Raw genomic sequence first — 18,259 nt, forward strand, 5'->3', positions numbered from 1 at the left:
GCTTTCTCCGCGCAGGCTGGATAATGTGCTTCAAAGTTGCTGCATTAAGTTAGAAATGTCTAACTTAATCTGCGGAAATATACGCCGTGGGCCCTTACTGGACCTCGACGACGGCCGCCTCCTCCTTGCGGATGGAAAGCTCGTAGCCGCGCACGTTGATCTCGACCGGATCACCGAGCGGTGCAACCTTCACGACCTTGAACGAAGTGCCCTTGATGAGCCCCAGGTCCATAAGGTGGCGGCGAAGTGCGCCCTCACCGTGGAGCTTGACGATGGTAGAGCTCTCGCCCACCTTAACGTCACCCAACGTCTTCATCCTCTTATCCCCCTTTCGGTTTTTATGAAATGCTGCAGATTAACCGACGGTCATGATGTGCATGGCAACCTTGGAATCGATGCCAAAGCGTGAGCCCAGCACCGTGACGATGATATTGGCGCCACTCGAGCTCACCACGTGGATCTCGCTGCCCTCGACAAAGCCGAGGTCCTTGAGGTGGTGCTTTATGTCCTCATTGCCCTTTACACGAGACACGTGCACGGTTTCGCCCGCTTTTACCATAGAAAGCGGCATGGCCGGCATCTGCGGTCCGCAAGACATGAGTGAGCTCCTAACATCGGTTCGTCCTCAACATCGACGCGATAAAAGTTAACCGCATCTATGTTCGAACTAGTAAACTAACACGCGGTTAACTTTTTGGAAAGGGTCCCTATTCAGTTTTCGAAAAAGTTTCCCATATTAAACAAAGGCACCGCAAAGACGGTCTCTTTGCGGTGCCTTGTCATACCAATGTATGCAACAGAGGGGACTCTCCTTTTTCACATTGTTCCGCTTAGAGCGAGAGGTTTCTGATCGACGTGACGCACGAGGCCTCATCCACGCCCGAAACACGAAAGACGACGCTCTCACCGCACTCACCATAGAGGGCCATGAGTCCCATGATATCGCGGCCATCCGTGTGGCGATCGCCGATGCTGACCGACACGTCACTACGATGCTTGGCGATAATGTCATAGAGAAGCGCAACCGGGCGGGCATGTAGTCCCAACGGATCTTTAATCGTCTTTGTAAACTCGACCATGTCCCCTCCCGCAGCATCGCACATTTGGCCGGCCAAACCCAGCCACGTGGTAGTTATTGTAGCGTTAGATGCTTGTCGAGAGCGGGACGGAAACCACATCCCACTTCGAGTGTCAACGATGGGACACGGTTTCCGCCAGAAGGCTCAACCGGAAACTGTGCCCCATTATTTTACCGAATTCTGGGCCGCGCTTTCCCAGAGGACCCCCTTTGGGAAAGCGCGGACCATTCTGGACGCAGATTCCGGGACGCACTTTCCGCGACGTCCGGTCACCCTATGCCCTCGCAACGCCCGCGCATAAAAAACGAGGGGAGGCACGCGTCCTTCCCTCGTTAGAGACAATATGTAGCCGCTCGCCTACATCAAGCGCAGGCTGACGTCCTTGAGCTGGGCGCCGGAAACGGCACTCGGGGCGCCCGACATGAGGTCGGAGCCGCTGGCCGTCTTGGGGAACGCCATGACGTCGCGGATAGAATCGGAGCCGGTAAGCAGCATGCACACGCGGTCCAGACCCAGGGCAAAACCGCCCATCGGGGGCGCACCAAACTTGAGCGCCTCCATGAGGAAGCCAAACTGCGACTCGGCGCGCTCCTCGGTAAAGCCCAGGAGCTTGAGCATGGACATCTGCATCTCGGCGTTATGGATGCGCATGCCACCGCCGCCGGCCTCAAAACCGTCCATGACAAAGTCGTAGGTGCAGGAACCGGCAGCCAACGGGTCGGCCTCGATCTTGGCGATGTCGGTCTCGGTCGGCAGAGTGAACGGCTGGTGCTCGGCTGCATAGGCCTTACGGTCCTCATCCCAGTGGAACAGCGGGAAGTTGACGACCCACAGGAAGTCGTGCCCCTCGCGTTTGATCTCGAGTGCGTTGGCCATGTGAGAGCGCATGCCGCCCAGGATCTCGTCAGAGAGCAGGCGCGGGCCGGCGGCGAACATCACGAGGTCGCCAGGCTCGACGTTCATGCGCTCGCGCAGAGCCGCCATCTCCTCGTCCGAGAAGAACTTGACGATGGGGCTGTTGATGGAGCCGTCCTCGCGGAAAGCGATCCAGGCCAGACCCTTGGCGCCAAACGTGGAGGCCACGCCGGCGAGCTTATCGATCTTGGCACGTGCCCAGGCACCGGCGCCCTTGGCGTTGATGGCCTTGACGACAGAGCCCTCCTCGTTTGCGGCAGTCGCAAAGACCTTGAACTTGGAGTTAGCAAAGATGTCGGTCAGATCGACCAGATGCATGCCATAGCGGGTATCGGGCTTGTCGGAGCCATAGGTGTCCATGGCCTCCCAGTAGTCCATGCGACGCAGCGGCGTGGGCATCTCGACACCCATGCGACCGAAAGCATCGGCCAGGACCTCTTCGAGTGCGCTCATGACGTCGTTCTGGTCCACGAAGGACATCTCGATATCGACCTGGGTGAACTCGGGCTGACGGTCGGCACGCAAGTCCTCGTCGCGGAAGCACTTGGCAACCTGGTAGTAGCGCTCGACGCCACCGACCATGAGCAGCTGCTTTAGGAGCTGCGGGGACTGCGGCAGGGCGTAGAAGTTACCCGGCTGAATACGGCTGGGAACGATGAAGTCGCGGGCGCCCTCGGGCGTAGACTTGAACAGGGAGGGCGTCTCGACCTCCATGAACTCACGGTTGTGAAGCGCCTCGCGAATGGCAAAGGTGAAGTCGGAGCGCAGCTTGAGGTTGGCCATCATCTCGGGACGACGGAGGTCCAGATAGCGATAGCGCAGACGGGTGTCCTCGCTGGTCTCGATGCCGTCCTCGATCTGGAACGGCGGGGTGACGGAGGTGTTGAGCACCTCGGCGTGGTCGGTCAGGACCTCGATCTCGCCGGTCGCGAGCTTGGCGTTGGTGGTCTCCTCGCCACGAGCGCGCACGACGCCGTGAATCTTGATGGGCCACTCGGGACGCATGGTCTCGGCGATCTTAAAGGCATCGCCGTCGGAGTGCTCGGGGTCGAAGGTAAGCTGCGTGATGCCCTCGCGGTCGCGAAGGTCGCAGAAGATAAGGCCGCCGTGGTCGCGGCGACGGCTCACCCAACCGGTGAGGGTGACCTCTTCGCCCACGTTCTCGCGGCGAAGCTCGCCGCAGGTATGGGTGTGCATGGAATGCTCGTCGATGGGACGGGTCTGGCTCATACCAGTGATCCTCCTTTATGGATCTGTGCCGCCCCGTGTCGTTCCGGGCGGCGTCGTACAGATTTGCCCAGCCTGCGTAAACCGCGCAGCCGGACATGGCGTTCTATCTTATCGCACCCGCGCCGATGTACCGCGAAAAAGTGGCTCCCGCTCAAAGACTTGACGGAGACGAAACAATTGGCGCACCGCACTGCCCGCCCGCGCTTGTCACGTGCGACAATGTGCCTACAATACAACTGCACTCGGAAAGGCCCGCCATGACTTCACGCCTCATCGTTATGGATATCGATTCCACGCTCATCAACCAGGAGGTCATCGACCTGTTGGGCGAGGAGGCAGGCGTGGGCGGGCAAGTTGCGCGGATCACCGAACGCGCCATGCGCGGCGAGCTCGACTTTAAGCAGGCGCTCGAGGAGCGCGTGGGGCTGCTTGCCGGCTTGGACGAGAGCGTTTTCGAGCGCACCTTTGAGCGCGTGACGTTTACCCCCGGCGCACTGGAGCTTGTGCGCTCGGCGCACAGCAAAGGCTGGAAGGTCGGCGTGGTAAGCGGCGGCTTCCACGAGGTCGCCGACAAGATCGTGGCCGCCGCGGGCATCGATTTTTGCCTGGCCAACCGGCTGGAGGTCGTAGACGGCAAGCTCACGGGCAAGCTGGCGGCAGACATTGTGACCAAGGAATCCAAGCTCATCCAGCTGCTGGATTGGGCGGTTGAGTGCGGTGTCGATATGGCCCATACCGTGGCGATCGGCGACGGCGCCAACGACATCCCCATGATTCAGGCCGCGGGCACGGGCATCGCATTTTGCGCCAAGCCCAAGACGCGCGAGGCCGCTCCGTTTGCCATCGACGAGCGCAACCTGATGCTCGCCATGGACATCATCCTGCGTGACTAGCCGATCCATCTAACAACAGAATCAAATCCCCTATATCTAGTTTCCGAACAATTTTGTCTTAGTGTTCGGAAACATACCCTTTGAGTGCTAGACTTTGCGCCGTCGAAGGGAAGATATATGGATAAGCGAGATCTAGAGCAGCTGCTGAGCGATGTTGCCGACGGAGCAGTCACCCCGGCAGTCGCCCTTACGCGCATCCAAACGGCGCCAACCGCCGATCTGGGTTTTGCGCAGCTCGATCTTTCGCGCGGGGTGCGCCAGGGAGCCGGCGAGGTTGTCTACGGCGCCGGTAAAACCGCCGAGCAGATTGCCACCATTATCAAAGCGCTGCGCGATGCCGGTCAGGAGCGCACCCTGGTTACGCGCCTGGATGCCGAAAAAGCAGCCCGCACCTCGGAGCTTCTCGACAACGGGATCGACCTGGGATATGTCCCGAACGCCCAGCTCGCCCTCGTAGGCGGTAAGCCCTCCCCTACCGGTAACGGACGCATCGTTGTCGCCTGCGCCGGTACGAGCGACTTGCCCGTCGCCGAAGAAGCCGCGTTGACGGCCGAGTTCTACGGCAACGAGGTCGACCGCCTCTACGACGTAGGTGTCGCCGGCCTGCACCGTCTGCTCGCGCATGCCGAGGAACTTGCCCAGGCACAGGTGGTCATCGCCATCGCCGGCATGGAGGGCGCGCTGGCGAGCGTTATCGGCGGTCTGGTAAGCTGTCCGGTCATCGCCGTTCCCACCAGCGTGGGCTACGGCGCGAGCTTTGGTGGCGTAGCCGCGCTGCTCGCCATGCTCAACTCCTGCGCCAGCGGCGTTTCGGTCGTCAATATCGACAATGGCTTTGGTGCTGCCTACCAGGCAAGTCTTATCAATCATCTGAGCGCCGGAACACCCTGCGCCCGTTAAGGAGCATTCCATGTCCAACCATCAGCATACGCTTATCATCGACGGCACCTCGGGCATCAGCGGCGATATGACCGTCGCGGCCCTGCTCGATCTGGGCGCCAGCGAGGAGCACCTGCGCGAACAGCTCGCCACGCTGCCGGTCGACGGCTTTACGATCGCTGTCACGCGTGCAAACAAGCATGGCATCGACGCCTGCGACTTTGACGTTCAGTTGGCAGAGGAGCTCGAGAACCATGATCACGATATGGCCTGGCTCTTTGGCAACGAAGCAGCTGCCGAGCACACGCACGAGCATGAGCACCACCATCATGACCATGGCGGACATGAACACGAACACTGCCACGAGCATACGCACGAGCATGACCATGAGGGCCACGGTCATTGCCACGAGGATCACCATCACGCCCACCACCATCACCACCGTTCTTTGGCGGACGTCACCGCCATCATCGACGGCTCACAGCTAAGCGATGGCGCCAAGCGTCGTGCCCTCGCCATCTTTACCGCACTCGCTGCTGCCGAGGCCAAAGCTCACGGCAAAACGCCCGACACCGTCCTGTTTCACGAGGTGGGCGCCATCGACTCCATCGTCGACGTCTGCTCTGTCGCCATCTGCCTCGACGACCTGGGCATTGAGGATGTTGTGGTCGAGTCGCTCTCCGAGGGCCACGGAACCATCCGCTGCGCCCACGGCCTCATGCCCATTCCCGTCCCCGCTGTCGTCAACCTGTGCCAGGCAGGCAATATCGCCCTCACGCCTGCACCGGTCGCCGGCGAGCTCGTGACGCCAACGGGCGCCGCCATCGTCACCGCGCTGCGCACGTCCGACCAACTGCCCTCACGCTACCACATCGAAGCCGTCGGCTACGGCGCCGGCAAACGCCCCTACGAGGGTTGCTCCGGCACGCTCCGCTGTCTGCTCGTTCACGCGGACGCATAGCCATGGATGCCCGCAAGGCAAAAAGCCGCGCTGCCATCGTTGCAGCGTTCTCCGAGCTCCTGCGCGAAGAGGACTACGGCAAGATTACCGTCGGCGACATCATCGCTCGCGCCCATGTGGGTCGGGCAACGTTCTACGGCCTCTTCAAGAGCAAAGATGACCTGCTCGCTGAGTTCGTGTGCGATATCTGCACCCATGCCCTCGACGATGACGGTACACCCCTCAATGACCCGCTCGTACAGGTCGAGCATATCCTCAACAACCTCTGGGATCGTCGTCAGGGCGTACGCGCCCTCGTAGCCGGCGCCGGCTCGCGCGTCTTCGCCGACTGTCTCCGCAAGACCATCATGTCGCGCGCAGCCGAAACCGTCCCTGTCGACCCCGCAGGCCCCGCCAGCACCATGGATCGCAACTTCCTCCTCCACCACATAGCCTCAAGCTTCGTAGCCACCGTCCAATGGTGGGCCTGGCACAACTTCCAAGCCGACAAGGCCGACGTAGCCAAAGACTACCTCTCAGCCATAAAACCCCTCTTCACCTAAGTAAGAGGCTCATCCCAGAGCATTGCCCCAACCCAAGGCGCCCGCGCATCCCAACGTGTCACTCGCACTTCAACGCCCCCAACAGCAACAAGCCCCTCCCATCCAAATTCAGAAATATGTTGGGTTGCTTGTACGAACGCAACAAAGACCCCGCAGCTGGCCGCATGGGGTAACTTCCCAGCGCATTCCGCAGGACGAAAGAACCCCCGCCGCACGAAGTGCGCAGCGGGGGTTCTTTCATGTCCGAGGACGCGCTGGGAAGTTACCCCATGCGGCCAGCGGACAACAATGTGGCCTTGGACTAGAACATGCCCAAGAAACCGTGCACAAACAGCGCGGCCAGAGCGGCACCGATAAACGGCGCGATGCCAGGAACGAGCAGGCCGTACTTCCAGTTGTTGTCAGCCTTGTTCTTGATCGGCAGCACCTGATAGGCCATGCGAGGACCAAGGTCGCGTGCCTGGTTCATGGCGAAGCCGGTGATGCCACCCATGCCCATGCCAACGGCCCAAACGATCAGGCCGACGCAGATAGCGAGCATCAGAACGTTCTCGCCGGCGCGGCTAGCGGCAGCAAGGATGGCGCTGATGAACACAAAGGTGCAGATAGCCTCACAGAAGAAGTTGCGGGCATAGTTCGTGCCCTCGGTGGTGGGGTTGGTCGAGAAGATGTTGCGCTGGGCAATGGGGTCGACGACGCCCTCGGAAGCCTTGAACTCGTCGGTATACATAAACCAAGCGATTACGGCGCCCACAAAGCCGCCGAGCATATCGGCAATCATGAAGGGGATGCAGCTGCTCCACGGCACCAGACCGACGATGCACTGGGCAAGCACCATAGCCGGGTTCATGCACACGGCGCCGCCAAAGACAAACAGGCAGACCGAGATGCCAAAAGACCAGGTGGTGATGGCAAACATGTGGCCGGAGCCCTGATACTTGGTGCCCTTAAGCACGGTATCGCAGTGTACGCCCACGCCAAAGATGATCATGAGGGCCGTTGCGCCGAATTCGCAGAGGAGCTTGGTAAGCATAAAACCTTATCTTTCTTGTCGGTAACAAACGATTCGTTTAGGCCGCGCGCTAGTGCTGAGCGACGACAACGCCCAGGCCATCGGGAATGACGGCTACCTTGGCATCGGCACCCTTCATTTCAAAGGCGAGCTTGAGCGCCTCCTCGAGGGTGTTGACCGGCGTCATATGCATATCCTTGAGCATCTGGTGATCGCACAGGTCGGTGACCATGATCACAGGGTGATGCGCCAGGATGCGGGCAAAGATCTGGCTCGTCCACTGGTCGGGCAGGGTCTCGTCCTTAGGACGGTCGATGCAGGCGCGCTCAAACTCTGCCGGATCGTTGTCGGCGATGTTGTGATAGAAGCCCTCGCCTCCGTGACCATCGGCGCAACCGGCGACATCGATGATCACGCCGCCCTCGGGAAGTGTGGCCTCGGCAGCGCACATGCCCTTCACGGCCTGATAGACGTTCTGATCGAGCGGATAGCCACCGTTGGTGGTGATGGCAATCTCGCACTCGACGGGCTCAACGCCGGCAAGGCTCTTCACAAACTCGCAGCCGGCCTCGTGCGCCTTGTGAATGTCGCCGGCAAAGGAGCCGATGACCTCGTGCTTGCCGTTGAGTACCACGTTGAGCACAAAGGCAAGGTGAGCCATCTCGGCAGCGGCAAACATGTCCTCGCTCACGTGGTTGTGGCACAGGTTGCCGGCGCGCGAATGGGAATCGTTCACAAACTGGCCGTTGTGGTTGTACATGATGGTCTTGTAGCTGGCGATGCCGGGCAGCACGGACTTGCGGCTGCCAGAAAAACCGGCAAAGAAATGCGGCTCAATAAAGCCCTCGGCAAGCAGTAGATCGCAATCGGCGGCAATCTTGTTGATGATGCACTCGCCACCAGAAGGCAGGGTGCCGATCTTTTCCATCATGCTGTCGTCGGTCGCGACGTGCATGACAATTTCCTCGTTGGCAACGATCTCCTCGCCATACTTGTTGACGAGTTCCTCGTGCGTCGACGGACGATGCATACCCGTAGCAACCAGAATGCGAACGCGCGCCTCAGGCGCAGCGGAGTGGATGTGATGCAGCAGAATAGGCATCGTCACACGCGAGGGAACGGGGCGCGTATGGTCAGAGCTAATGATGACAATATCCTTCTTGCCAGCGCAAAGCTCCTCGAGCGAAGGCGATCCATAAGGGTTGGCAAGCGAATCCTCTACCAGCTTTTCCTGCGATTTTGCAGTCTTAAACTCGTTTTGGTGACCTTCCATCACACCCGCGAAGTTCTTATCCTCGAGCTCCAGATGCAATGTCTTGTGGTCAAACGGCAGTTCACATTCAAACAATGACGAGCGCCCTCTTCCTTTCAACTGACACACTAGATAAACCGTTGGAAGGATACGCCGCTCACCGAAAAACGCCACCGTCCACCGAGTCGTTAACACAACGTTCATATTTAACCCACAACAAAACGGCCGCGACCCCAAGAGGGACCGCGGCCTCCTGTCAAAGAAGCTATAGGCAGGGTGGCTTACGCAGCGCCGAGGCAAACATCAATCCTGTGGCATGCGCGTGTAAGCTATCTTGCATAAATAGGTCAATATACTGCATAGAATGACGCATTGGGTTTCGAACCGCAACATGGTAGCCCCCTCCGGAGCGTGCATTTTTGCGAGTATTCAGCATCGCAAGATAAGATTTTCGTGTCAAAAGTCTTTCAAAAGGTAGATCGTCCTCATGACTCGTCCCATCTGGATAACATGCGGCGAGAAACCAGCCGTATATGAGCATCGCCAAGGCCCAATTGTCTTGCAAAATCATCAACAAAGGCAGCGAGGGCCGGCTATGGCCTTATGCATCGATCTTTGGCTGCTGAAAACTCCGTTTTTTGCACGTCGCCCCAGGCACCACCCTCACCCAGCGGCCTTCCGCCGAAGCTGGACATCGCAAGGCCCGCCATAAGTTTACTTTTAGGCACACTCCGCAGGACGCAAGAAGCCCTCGCCGCACTCCACGCTTTGCGCGAAGCGCGCCATTCTTCTCCTCAGCTTTAATTCCAGAGGACCGAGGACGAAGGGGCCCGACGGGCTTCCCTCTGAATGCATTCCGCAGCACGAAGCCCTTTCCAAACGCGCGAAGCGCGCCATTATTCCCCCAGCAGTAATCCGCCGAAGACCGGACATCGCAGGGCCCGCCATCAGTTTACTTTTAGGCACACTCCGCAGGACGCAAGAAGCCCTCGCCGCACGAAGTGCGCAGCGAGGGCTTCTTGCATGTCCGAGGACGTGCCTAAAAGTAAACTGATGGAGGGCCCGGACGACTGCAGGGCTATCGATTACCCCGTGTTCTGCAGACCTGCCGAGACGCCGGTCACAGTCGAAAGAATCAGGCTCATGTACTCGGCCTTCTTCTCCTCGGCCATCTCGTCCTGGTTCATACGCACCTCGCGGAGGGCGCGGACCTGGGCGATGGACAGGGCGTCGACGTAGGGGTTACGCACGCGAACGGCACAGCCGAGCACGCGACGACGCTGCAGCGGCCACTCGTCACCGACGATGGCAAGGACCCACTTACGGGTGAGCTGCATCTCGGTAAAGACCTTCTTGGACAGATCATCGCGGTCGCCCAGATGCAGATACATCTTGGCAATGCGCTGATCGGTCTTAGCAATCGACATCTCGATGTTATCGATAAAGGTGCGGAAGAACGGCCACTCCTGGTAGGCAGCCTTGAGCTGGTCAAGATCGCCCAGCTGCTCGCAGGCGGTGCCCAGGCCGTACCAAGCGGCCAGGTTAATGCGTGCCTGGCTCCAGCTGAAAATCCACGGAATGGTACGCAGGTCGTCGAGCGACTTGGCACCCAAGCCGCGCTTGGCGGGACGCGAGCCGATCGGCAGCAGACCGACCTCGGTCAGCGGCGTCACAGTCGAGAACCACGGTGCAAAGTCCTCGGTGTTCAGCAGGTCCAGATAGCGCTCGTGGCTTGCGGCGTTGAGTTTCTCGGCCATATCCCAGAACTTCTGCGTGGTCTCGGTGTTGGTCTTCTCGACGCTCGGGGCCGACTGCAAAAGCGTTGCGGCGGCAACGGACTCAACATGGCGCTGAGCCAGCGTGCGGTTGCCGTAACGGGCAAAGATGACCTCACCCTGCTCGGTGAGCTTAAAGAAGCAGTTGACCGAACCCTTGGGCTGCGCCAGTACGGCCTTGTTGGCCGGGCCGCCACCACGGCCCACGGCGCCGCCGCGACCGTGCATGAGCACCAGGTCGATATCGTTCTTCTCGGCCCACTTGGCGATGCGCTCCTGCGCGGAGTGCAGCGCAAGCATGGCCGTGGTAGGACCGGCATCCTTGGAGGAGTCGGAGTAGCCCAGCATAACCTCCATGCGGCGGTTGGTCTGGGCAAGACGCTTCTGCACCACGGGCAGCGTAAGCATCTGGTCGAGCACGTCAACACAGCCCTCGAGGTCCTCGAGCTGCTCGAACAGCGGGATCACGTCGAGCTCGGGAACGTCCTCCTCGTGTGCGAAGGACAGGTGGGCCAGCTCAAAGACGTCGGCCACATGCTGGGCACTCTTGGTAAACGAGATGATGTAGCGGTGTGCCATCTTCTTATCGTAGCGCTTTTGGATGGAGCCGATAGCGCGGAAGGTGTCGATGACCTCGCGCGTCATGGGCTGCAGGTCGCCATGGATACCGTTTTCGTGGATGTCCTTGAGGGCGCGGGCATGCACCACGGAGTGCTGACGGAACTCCATCTCGACCATATGGAAGCCGAAGGACTCGACCTGCCAGATGATGGTCTGCACCGGGCCGTAGGCGGCACGGACGGCACCGCAGGCAGCCAGCGAACGCTGAACGACGCGCAGGTCATCCAAGAACTCGTCGGCGCTGTGATACATGGTGTCGGTGATACGGCGTACGGTGGCGTTCAGACGGTCGGCCATGACGAGCATGACGGCGCGATGCGGCTCGTGCTCGGAGATAAGCTCGGCGCGGGCCGTGTAATGCGCACTCATCTCGACCTGATGGTTCCACAGGTTGATGAGCTCGGCAGACGGCTTGCTGTAGGTGGCCTCGAGCGTGAGGTTGCGGCCGATGCGGCGGCACTTGTCCTCGAGCTTGAGCACCATGTGGGTGAAGTACTTGGCGGCGACCTCACGGCTCACCTTGGCGGTAACGTTGGGGTTACCGTCGCGGTCGGAACCGATCCAGCTGCCGGGATGGAAGAACGCCGGGCACAGCGGCGGCACGGTACCGGCCTTGTCACCCAGCACCCAGTCGTCAAAGCGACGATAGATGACGGGGATGACGTCGAACAGCGTGTTATCGAAGATGTCGATGATGGTATCGGCTTCCTCGACCGGCGTGGGCTTCTTGAGCGCGATGGGGCTCGTACGCACCAGGGCGTCGATCTCCTGCAGCATATGGCGCTCGTTCTCCACCAGGTCGGAGCCGCCCAGACGCGGACGCTCCTCCAGCAGGTTAGAGATACGGCGAATCTTGCCCTCGACGGCCTTGCGACGGGCCTCGGTGGGATGCGCGGTAAAGACGGGATGGAACTCAAGCTTACCGAGCAGCTCGTTGGCGCCCTTGACACCCATCTCATCCACCAGCTGGTGATAGGCGACGGTGAGTTCGTTGGCGGGATCGACCTCGGTATCGGTCGATGCGCCGGCCTCACGCTCGCGCAGCTGCTTCACACGGTAGTTCTCCTCCGACAGGTTTGCCAGATGGAAGAAGCTCGTAAAGGCGCGGACGATAACCTGCTGCTTATCGAGCGGTAGGCTGTCGATCAAATCGACGACCTCGCGAAACGCCACAGCAGTGGGCTCGTCGGCGGTGGGCACGCCCTGCTCGTCGACGGCCTCGTCGGCGGCACGGCTACCGGGGTTGCCGGCATTGGCCACGATCTCGGCCGACAGAATCTTGTCGAACAGGTCCGCGATCTCGGGATCATACTCGCTAAGCACACGGCGCTCCAGGCGCAGGAACAGCGCAAGGTTGTCGCGCAGCTCCTCGGGAATCTCAATCTCGGCGAGACGCTCCCTGGACTCGGCATTCGAGCCGATTCGGTTAACGAGGCGGTTGACCACGGCAGCGACGCGCGCCGCGGCTTCGGGTACAGACTGGTTGCTTAGGTTCTCAGCCACGTTTCCTCCCATTCCTCCTTCTATGCACGTAACATGCGGTATTCATTATAGGCACTTGAGAAATACTTTCGACACTGATTGCGCTTTACCACACAAAAGTATTTTCTGCATTGCAAGGCTTTTTGCCCCAAATGGTCGTATTTCTCGGTGGGCGGCATATGCAAACGGGGACATTCCGCATAAAAGCGAAACACCCCCGTAACAATCGTTCGCCGCGAGCGGGACGCGTTAGCGGACCCGCAGCTCAAAATGATGCGCTACAGGCGCTCGCGAACCGCCTCGACCACGTTGGACAAATCGACCAGTACCTCGTCATGGCTCTGCATGTCGCGCACCTTGACCTTGCCGGCGGCAAGCTCGTCGCCGCCCAAGACCAAAATGAGCTTGGCGCCCACCTTGTCGGCCTGCTTAAACTGAGCCTTGAGCGAACGACCCTGATAGTCTGCCTCGGTCACGATGCCTGCGGCGCGAAGCTTCTGCGTAATGGCAAAAACGTTCTGACGCAGTTCCTTGCCGGCGTTGGCAACGTAGACACACGGAGCCTCATCGGCACCCAGGTCGCTGCCAAAGGCCTGCAGGGCCAGCAGGGCGCGCTCAAAACCGACGGCGAAGCCGACACCGGCCGTGGGCTTGCCGCCCTCGAGCTCGACCAGGCCGTCGTAGCGGCCGCCGCCACCGATGGAGCCGACGCCGGCGCCAGGGGCCTCGACCTCAAAGACGGTACGGGTGTAGTAGTCCAGGCCGCGCACCAGGGTGGGATCCTCGACATACTCGATGCCGGCGGCATCCAGATAGCGCTTGACCTGCTCGTAATGCTCGCGGCACTCGTCGCACAGGTTGTCGCCCATCAGCGGGGCCTCGGCCATGATCTCGCGGCAATGGTCGTTCTTGCAGTCGAAGGCGCGCAGCGGGTTGAGCTCGGCGCGCTCGCGGCACTCATCGCACATCTCGTCGGCGTGATCGAGAATGAACTGCTTGACCTGCTCGCGATAGGCCGGACGGCACTGGGCATCACCCATCGAGTTAATGAGCAGACGGAGCTTGGAAAGATCGAAGCCCAGACGCTTGTAGAACTCCATGAGCATAATGATGCACTCGGCGTCCGCAGCCGGATCGGGAGCACCGAGCCACTCGATGCCCACCTGATGGAACTGACGCAGGCGGCCCTTCTGGGGGCGCTCGCCGCGGAACATGGCCTCGGCATAGTAGGCCTTAAACGGCGTGGAGCCCTGGGGCACCAGGTTGTTCTCCACGACGGCGCGCACCACGCCGGCAGTGCCCTCGGGACGAAGCGCCAAGCGCTGTTTGGGCTTGAGCTTGGCATCGGTGCCCTCGGTAAAGACACGTTCCAGGTTGGCGCCGCTAAACACGCGGAACATCTCCTTGCGCACGACATCGGTCGACTGGCCGATGCCGTGGACAAACACGTCCACCTGCTCGATCGCGGGCGTCTCGATGGGCTTAAAGCCAAACGGCTCGAACACGCCGGCAGCAATCCGCTGCATCTTTTGCCAGGCGCGCATCTCGGCGCCGATAAGGTCGCGGGTTCCCTCCGCCTTCTGTGCCTGCATGGGCAAACACCTTTCTTTTAGTATCGCGTCATAGGTAGTGGTCATTATACGGCACAAAAACAAAACGCGGCGACGCGTCTGACCGAACGAGGGTATGGGAGCTCGTTCGGCCAGACGTGCCGCCGCTGCAGCCGATCCGCTTTCCTCCGCCCCCTTCGAATCACACGATCTGTTGGGGACAGAGGAAAACGGATCATTTTGCATGCCCGTGGCCGCCTTGGAAACCGAATGATGGTACGAGCATCCATTCGGCTTCCAAGGCGACCACGGACAGAACACGGGGCGAACAGAAAAGAGCGACGGACGTCTACTCCCCCGCCACGCTCGCACGCAGCTTAGCGGCGATGGGCTCGGATGCCAGCAGGAATACGAGCATGACCACAGAACACACCAGGCACACGATCCAGGTGCTCGCAAAGGAGCCCGTGGCATCGAACAGCACGCCCGAGACAATGGCACCCACGGTGCCGCCGACCATCTCGAGCGAGGTAATGGTGCCCGTGACCTTGCCCAGATCGGCCATGCCAAACTGCTTGGACGCGGCGATAGTGGGCGTGATGGTGCCCATGCACGTTCCGACACCAAAGCTCACGGCAGCCACGATGGGACCAAGATCGGTCGCGGGGAAGCACAGGGCGACGCAGGCGATAATGCACGCAACGGATCCCAACACGTTGCCAAAACGTAGGCCAAAGCGATCGTAAATGACGCCGAGCGAAATCTTGGCGATAACGACGGTGACCATATAGGCCGAAAGCACAGTGCCCGCCCACACGGGATCGTGACCGCCCGTGACAATCTTGGCGCCGTTGACGGTAACGCTCGTCATGTTGGTGATCTGGTTGGGCAAGATGGCACCGTTAACGAGGCCCATAAAGAGAAAGGCGACGACAAGCAGCCAAAACGCCGGGCTCTTCTTGATACGAGACCAACCGACGTTAACCTCGGGAGCCGTGTGCTCGTCCTTGTCGCCAGCTGTCGAGACGGACGGATCGCCCGGGTTCTCGCCGAGCGGCTTAAGGCCTATCTCAGAAGGCTTGGTGCGGAAGGAATAGGCCGTGATGGGCAACGCCGCCACCATGCAGATAGCCGCGAGCACCAGGAAGGCGGAACGCCAGCCAACGCTCACGATAAGCGAGCTCACGGTGGGAGACAGAACAGCGCCTCCAAAGCCCGAGCCCGAAAGTGCTATGGAGATCGCAAGACCTCGCTTGGCCGTAAACCAGTTGGCGGTCACAAGGCTAATGAGCAGGCGGGTCGAGGCGACGGCAAAGCAGCCCGAGACGGCAAAGAGCACGTAGACCTGCCACAGCTCACCGACAAAGCTCATCCCGGCAAGAACGGCAGAGGTGGCGATAACGGTAAGGGAACCCAAGATGCGACCGCTCACTTTGTCGGCAACATGGCCAATGACAAGCGAGCCGACAACGCTCACCACGGTTGAGATGGCGTTGGAGATGTTGTACTGAGCAAGGGAAATGCCCAAGTCGCTCACGATAAGCGGCTGAAACAGGCTCATGCAGTTAACGAAAATCGTGTAACACGTGGCCATGATGACAAAGCCGGAGGCCACGACGAGCCAACCGGGGAAGAATTTATGCTGCTGGGACATGGATTACTCCTTGTGGTCGGCGATATAGCCCAGGGCGACCGCCGCATAAGCCGCGGCGCCGAGCGGCAACTCGGCATCGCTAAAGCGTGCCTTGGGATGGTGCTGGGCAAAGTGCTCGTCCGTATCGGTCACAGCCGCACCGAACGTAAAGTACGCGCTCGGTATCTCGCTCGAGATAAGCGCAAAGTCCTCGCTCGCCATGGCATGGAACAGAGGCAGGAAGGCGGCCTTGGGCAACGTCGCACCCACATAGCCAAGCGAAGCCTGGGTCATATCGTCATCGAGCACGAGCGGGGGAACATCCGAGAGCGTCTCGATAGTCGCCGGCGTACGATAAGTCGTGGCAACGCCTTTGACGACCTCCGCGATGCGGGTCTTGAGGTGCTCCATGAGCTCAACGTCAAAGCCGCGCAATGTTCCCTCGAGCACGCAGGTGTCGGGAATCACATTGGCCGCTTGGCCACCGGCAAACTTACCCACGGTGAGCGCGACCTCCTTGGCCGCCGGCACCTCGCGAGCGATAAGCTCCTGGAGCGCCAGGTGCACATGCACGCCTGCCGTGATGGGGTCGATGCAGATCTCGGGACTCGAACCGTGGCCGCCCTTGCCCTGCAGCGTGATGCGGAAACCGTACACGCCCGAAAGCGCCGGGCTGCCGTAGAGCACCAGGCCAAGCGGCGACTGGCTGTTGACATGCATGGCAAAAGCCGCCTGAGGACGCGGGTTCTCGAGCAAGCCGTCGGCGATGGCAGCGCGTGCCCCCTCAAAGGTCTCCTCGCCCGGCTGGAACAACAGCTTGACGGTGGCATTGGCGTCGACAAGCACGGCCTCGCGAGCCTTGAGCAGGCGCGCCGCACCAAGCAGCGCCGTCGCGTGCATATCATGACCGCAAGCATGCATGCAGCCATTGGTAGATGCAAAGAGCTCGCCGGATTCCTCGACAACGGGCAGGGCATCCATGTCGCCGCGCAGCATAACGACCGTACCGGCCTGTTCGTCCGTGCAGACGCCATTGCCCTGGGCCGCGGCGGCACCGGCACCGACAAGGCCCACAACGCAGGAACCATCGACGAGCGTGGAAAATGGGATGTCCATCTCGTTCAGGCGCGCTTGGATATACGCAGAGGTCTGTGGGAGATCGTTACCGAGTTCGGGCATCCGATGCAGATCGTGACGCCATGCGGCAAGCTCATCGGCAAAAGCCTGAGCCTCTTTGACCAGACCGTCGCCAATGGCGGCTTGCGCCGCCGCTGAGGTCTGAAGCGCTGGTTGTGGTTGGAAATCGGACAGAGCTGGTGCCATAGATGCCCTCCAGTAAAGTTTTAGCAGCAAGCACTTTCATACTCTAAAGTGCAAGGCATAACTTTAAAGGCGACGCATAAAAAACGCCGCCCCAGAGGGACGGCGCAACAGATTGTTTACAAACGCGCTCGCGGCTTTTTACGCAAAAAGCCAAAGTGCGTCTCGCTCAAGATAATCGACAGGAAGATGAGCGCAAAGCCGGCAAGCAAACGCGAGGTGAGCACCTCCCCCATCAGCAGCACCGAGAACAGCACGCCCGATGGCGACTCCATCGAAAGCAGTAGTGAGCCCGTCGAGGCCGGGACATGCGCCAAGCCCACGTTTTGGATGAGCAAACCCACGCATGTGCAGCCCACCGAGAGAAATGCCATCACGCCAATAAAGCTCGGCGTCCACACGGATAAAGGCGCCTGGGTCTCGAACGGCAGCGAAGAAATCAGGCACAGCACACCGTTGCCCGCAAACATCCAAAACGTGATGACGTTGATGTCCATCTTGCGACCGTACTTAGCGGCCACCGCCATCTGGATGGCAAAGAAGACCGCGCCGCCCAGCGTAATAACATCGCCGACATTGAACTCGACGCTATCAAGCGCCACCAAGCCAATGCCCGCCAGACACAGCAACGCGGCGCCCAAGTTGTAACGGGTAAGTTTTTCGCCGCTTAGGACATAGCTCGCAAACGGAACCAAGATGCAGTACGTGCCCGTCAAAAACGCGCTTTTGCCTGCCGTGGTCTGCGCCAGGCCAATCGTCTGCAAACCGTAGGCACCCCACATGAGCGCGCCCATGCCAAGTCCAACAATCAGATTTCGAGCGTTGAAATGGGCAACAATGCGCTTGTGGAAGACGGCAAGCATGACCAGCGACGCCGGAAGAAAGCGAATGTAGAGCAGCTCGAACACCGGAATGGTATCGAGCGCGTCCTTCATGGTGGTAAAGGAATAGCCCCAGATGACCGCTATCGAAAGCAGCAAGACCTTCCAGAACAGCGGCGAGCGCGCACCGGCACCGCGAGAGGCACCGCCGGCACCCAGGTCTTCGCGGGCTACAGGGCTATCGGGCATATTTTCGATTTCAATAGCGGCATGATGGGCCATAGGGCATCCTCG

15 protein-coding genes are annotated in these 18,259 nt (G+C 60.2%); 4 read left to right on the top strand and 11 right to left on the bottom strand.

All coding sequences use genetic code 11. The features are described 5' to 3' along the window. Nucleotides 1-94: 94 nt before the first annotated feature. The 4 genes from ACTQVX_RS03310 to aspS form a co-directional block, all read right to left on the bottom strand. Entirely contained in the window at nucleotides 95-316 is a 222-nt protein-coding gene (locus ACTQVX_RS03310; protein ID WP_006234774.1) for a FeoA family protein, read from the bottom strand. A 39-nt stretch (nucleotides 317-355) separates the two neighbouring features. Beyond that, nucleotides 356-598 carry a FeoA family protein gene (locus ACTQVX_RS03315; RefSeq protein ID WP_441064096.1) on the bottom strand — a complete coding sequence of 81 codons (243 nt, stop codon included), beginning with the start codon at nucleotides 596-598 and terminating at the stop codon, nucleotides 356-358. A gap of 232 nt (nucleotides 599-830) precedes the next feature. Next, nucleotides 831-1,079, bottom strand: coding sequence for an HPr family phosphocarrier protein (locus tag ACTQVX_RS03320; protein WP_427719814.1), 249 nt, complete (start codon nucleotides 1,077-1,079; stop codon nucleotides 831-833). 357 nt (nucleotides 1,080-1,436) lie between these two features. Beyond that, on the bottom strand, nucleotides 1,437-3,224 hold the full coding sequence (gene aspS / locus ACTQVX_RS03325) for an aspartate--tRNA ligase (RefSeq protein WP_427719815.1): 1,788 nt from the start codon (nucleotides 3,222-3,224) through the stop codon (nucleotides 1,437-1,439). A 257-nt stretch (nucleotides 3,225-3,481) separates the two neighbouring features. On the opposite strand from aspS, the gene serB reads away from it, so the two are divergent. From serB to ACTQVX_RS03345, 4 genes are all read left to right on the top strand, one after another. Then, a complete protein-coding gene (gene serB / locus ACTQVX_RS03330; protein WP_427795050.1) occupies nucleotides 3,482-4,117 on the top strand; it encodes a phosphoserine phosphatase SerB in 636 nt (211 codons plus the stop codon). A 117-nt stretch (nucleotides 4,118-4,234) separates the two neighbouring features. Further along, the gene (gene larB / locus ACTQVX_RS03335; protein ID WP_441056475.1) at nucleotides 4,235-5,017 is read left to right on the top strand and encodes a nickel pincer cofactor biosynthesis protein LarB; all 783 of its coding nucleotides are present in this window, start codon (nucleotides 4,235-4,237) and stop codon (nucleotides 5,015-5,017) included. Between the two features lie 10 nt (nucleotides 5,018-5,027). Further along, the gene (locus ACTQVX_RS03340) at nucleotides 5,028-5,957 is read left to right on the top strand and encodes a LarC family nickel insertion protein (RefSeq protein ID WP_441560188.1); all 930 of its coding nucleotides are present in this window, start codon (nucleotides 5,028-5,030) and stop codon (nucleotides 5,955-5,957) included. A 2-nt stretch (nucleotides 5,958-5,959) separates the two neighbouring features. Continuing rightward, nucleotides 5,960-6,499, top strand: a complete 540-nt coding sequence (locus tag ACTQVX_RS03345; RefSeq protein WP_154517701.1) for a TetR/AcrR family transcriptional regulator — start codon at nucleotides 5,960-5,962, stop codon at nucleotides 6,497-6,499. 301 nt (nucleotides 6,500-6,800) lie between these two features. On the opposite strand, the gene larD is transcribed toward ACTQVX_RS03345, so the two are convergent. From larD to ACTQVX_RS03380, 7 genes are all read right to left on the bottom strand, one after another. Further along, the gene (gene larD, locus ACTQVX_RS03350; protein WP_441017382.1) at nucleotides 6,801-7,532 is read right to left on the bottom strand and encodes a D/L-lactic acid transporter LarD; all 732 of its coding nucleotides are present in this window, start codon (nucleotides 7,530-7,532) and stop codon (nucleotides 6,801-6,803) included. A gap of 49 nt (nucleotides 7,533-7,581) precedes the next feature. Then, nucleotides 7,582-8,859: a nickel-dependent lactate racemase gene (gene larA / locus ACTQVX_RS03355; protein ID WP_441547517.1), complete on the bottom strand. Its 1,278-nt coding sequence runs from the start codon at nucleotides 8,857-8,859 to the stop codon at nucleotides 7,582-7,584. Nucleotides 8,860-9,848: 989 nt separating this feature from the next. Beyond that, a complete protein-coding gene (locus ACTQVX_RS03360; RefSeq protein WP_441560190.1) occupies nucleotides 9,849-12,662 on the bottom strand; it encodes a phosphoenolpyruvate carboxylase in 2,814 nt (937 codons plus the stop codon). Nucleotides 12,663-12,919: 257 nt separating this feature from the next. After that, on the bottom strand, nucleotides 12,920-14,233 hold the full coding sequence (hisS, locus tag ACTQVX_RS03365; RefSeq protein WP_154517690.1) for a histidine--tRNA ligase: 1,314 nt from the start codon (nucleotides 14,231-14,233) through the stop codon (nucleotides 12,920-12,922). A 307-nt stretch (nucleotides 14,234-14,540) separates the two neighbouring features. After that, on the bottom strand, nucleotides 14,541-15,845 hold the full coding sequence (locus ACTQVX_RS03370) for an MFS transporter (RefSeq protein ID WP_441032221.1): 1,305 nt from the start codon (nucleotides 15,843-15,845) through the stop codon (nucleotides 14,541-14,543). A 3-nt stretch (nucleotides 15,846-15,848) separates the two neighbouring features. Next, nucleotides 15,849-17,147 carry a M20 family metallopeptidase gene (locus ACTQVX_RS03375; RefSeq protein WP_441560191.1) on the bottom strand — a complete coding sequence of 433 codons (1,299 nt, stop codon included), beginning with the start codon at nucleotides 17,145-17,147 and terminating at the stop codon, nucleotides 15,849-15,851. Between the two features lie 116 nt (nucleotides 17,148-17,263). Next, complete coding sequence (locus ACTQVX_RS03380) at nucleotides 17,264-18,247, bottom strand: DMT family transporter (protein ID WP_441537419.1); 984 nt, start codon at nucleotides 18,245-18,247, stop codon at nucleotides 17,264-17,266. Nucleotides 18,248-18,259 lie beyond the last annotated feature (12 nt).

Origin of the sequence: Collinsella sp. LCP19S3_A6, assembly GCF_052122015.1 — a bacterium.
Classification (GTDB): Bacteria; Actinomycetota; Coriobacteriia; order Coriobacteriales; family Coriobacteriaceae; genus Collinsella.

Excerpts from the sequence above, each read along its gene's own strand:
- ACTQVX_RS03345 (WP_154517701.1), top strand. The coding sequence starts at position 5,960 with ATGGATGCCCGCAAGGCAAAAAGCCGCGCTGCCATCGTTGCAGCGTTC.
- larD (WP_441017382.1), bottom strand. The coding sequence starts at position 7,532 with ATGCTTACCAAGCTCCTCTGCGAATTCGGCGCAACGGCCCTCATGATC.
- ACTQVX_RS03370 (WP_441032221.1), bottom strand. The coding sequence starts at position 15,845 with ATGTCCCAGCAGCATAAATTCTTCCCCGGTTGGCTCGTCGTGGCCTCC.
- aspS (WP_427719815.1), bottom strand. The coding sequence starts at position 3,224 with ATGAGCCAGACCCGTCCCATCGACGAGCATTCCATGCACACCCATACC.
- hisS (WP_154517690.1), bottom strand. The coding sequence starts at position 14,233 with ATGCAGGCACAGAAGGCGGAGGGAACCCGCGACCTTATCGGCGCCGAG.
- ACTQVX_RS03320 (WP_427719814.1), bottom strand. The coding sequence starts at position 1,079 with ATGGTCGAGTTTACAAAGACGATTAAAGATCCGTTGGGACTACATGCC.
- ACTQVX_RS03375 (WP_441560191.1), bottom strand. The coding sequence starts at position 17,147 with ATGGCACCAGCTCTGTCCGATTTCCAACCACAACCAGCGCTTCAGACC.
- ACTQVX_RS03315 (WP_441064096.1), bottom strand. The coding sequence starts at position 598 with ATGTCTTGCGGACCGCAGATGCCGGCCATGCCGCTTTCTATGGTAAAA.
- ACTQVX_RS03380 (WP_441537419.1), bottom strand. The coding sequence starts at position 18,247 with ATGGCCCATCATGCCGCTATTGAAATCGAAAATATGCCCGATAGCCCT.
- serB (WP_427795050.1), top strand. The coding sequence starts at position 3,482 with ATGACTTCACGCCTCATCGTTATGGATATCGATTCCACGCTCATCAAC.
- ACTQVX_RS03340 (WP_441560188.1), top strand. The coding sequence starts at position 5,028 with ATGTCCAACCATCAGCATACGCTTATCATCGACGGCACCTCGGGCATC.
- ACTQVX_RS03310 (WP_006234774.1), bottom strand. The coding sequence starts at position 316 with ATGAAGACGTTGGGTGACGTTAAGGTGGGCGAGAGCTCTACCATCGTC.
- larB (WP_441056475.1), top strand. The coding sequence starts at position 4,235 with ATGGATAAGCGAGATCTAGAGCAGCTGCTGAGCGATGTTGCCGACGGA.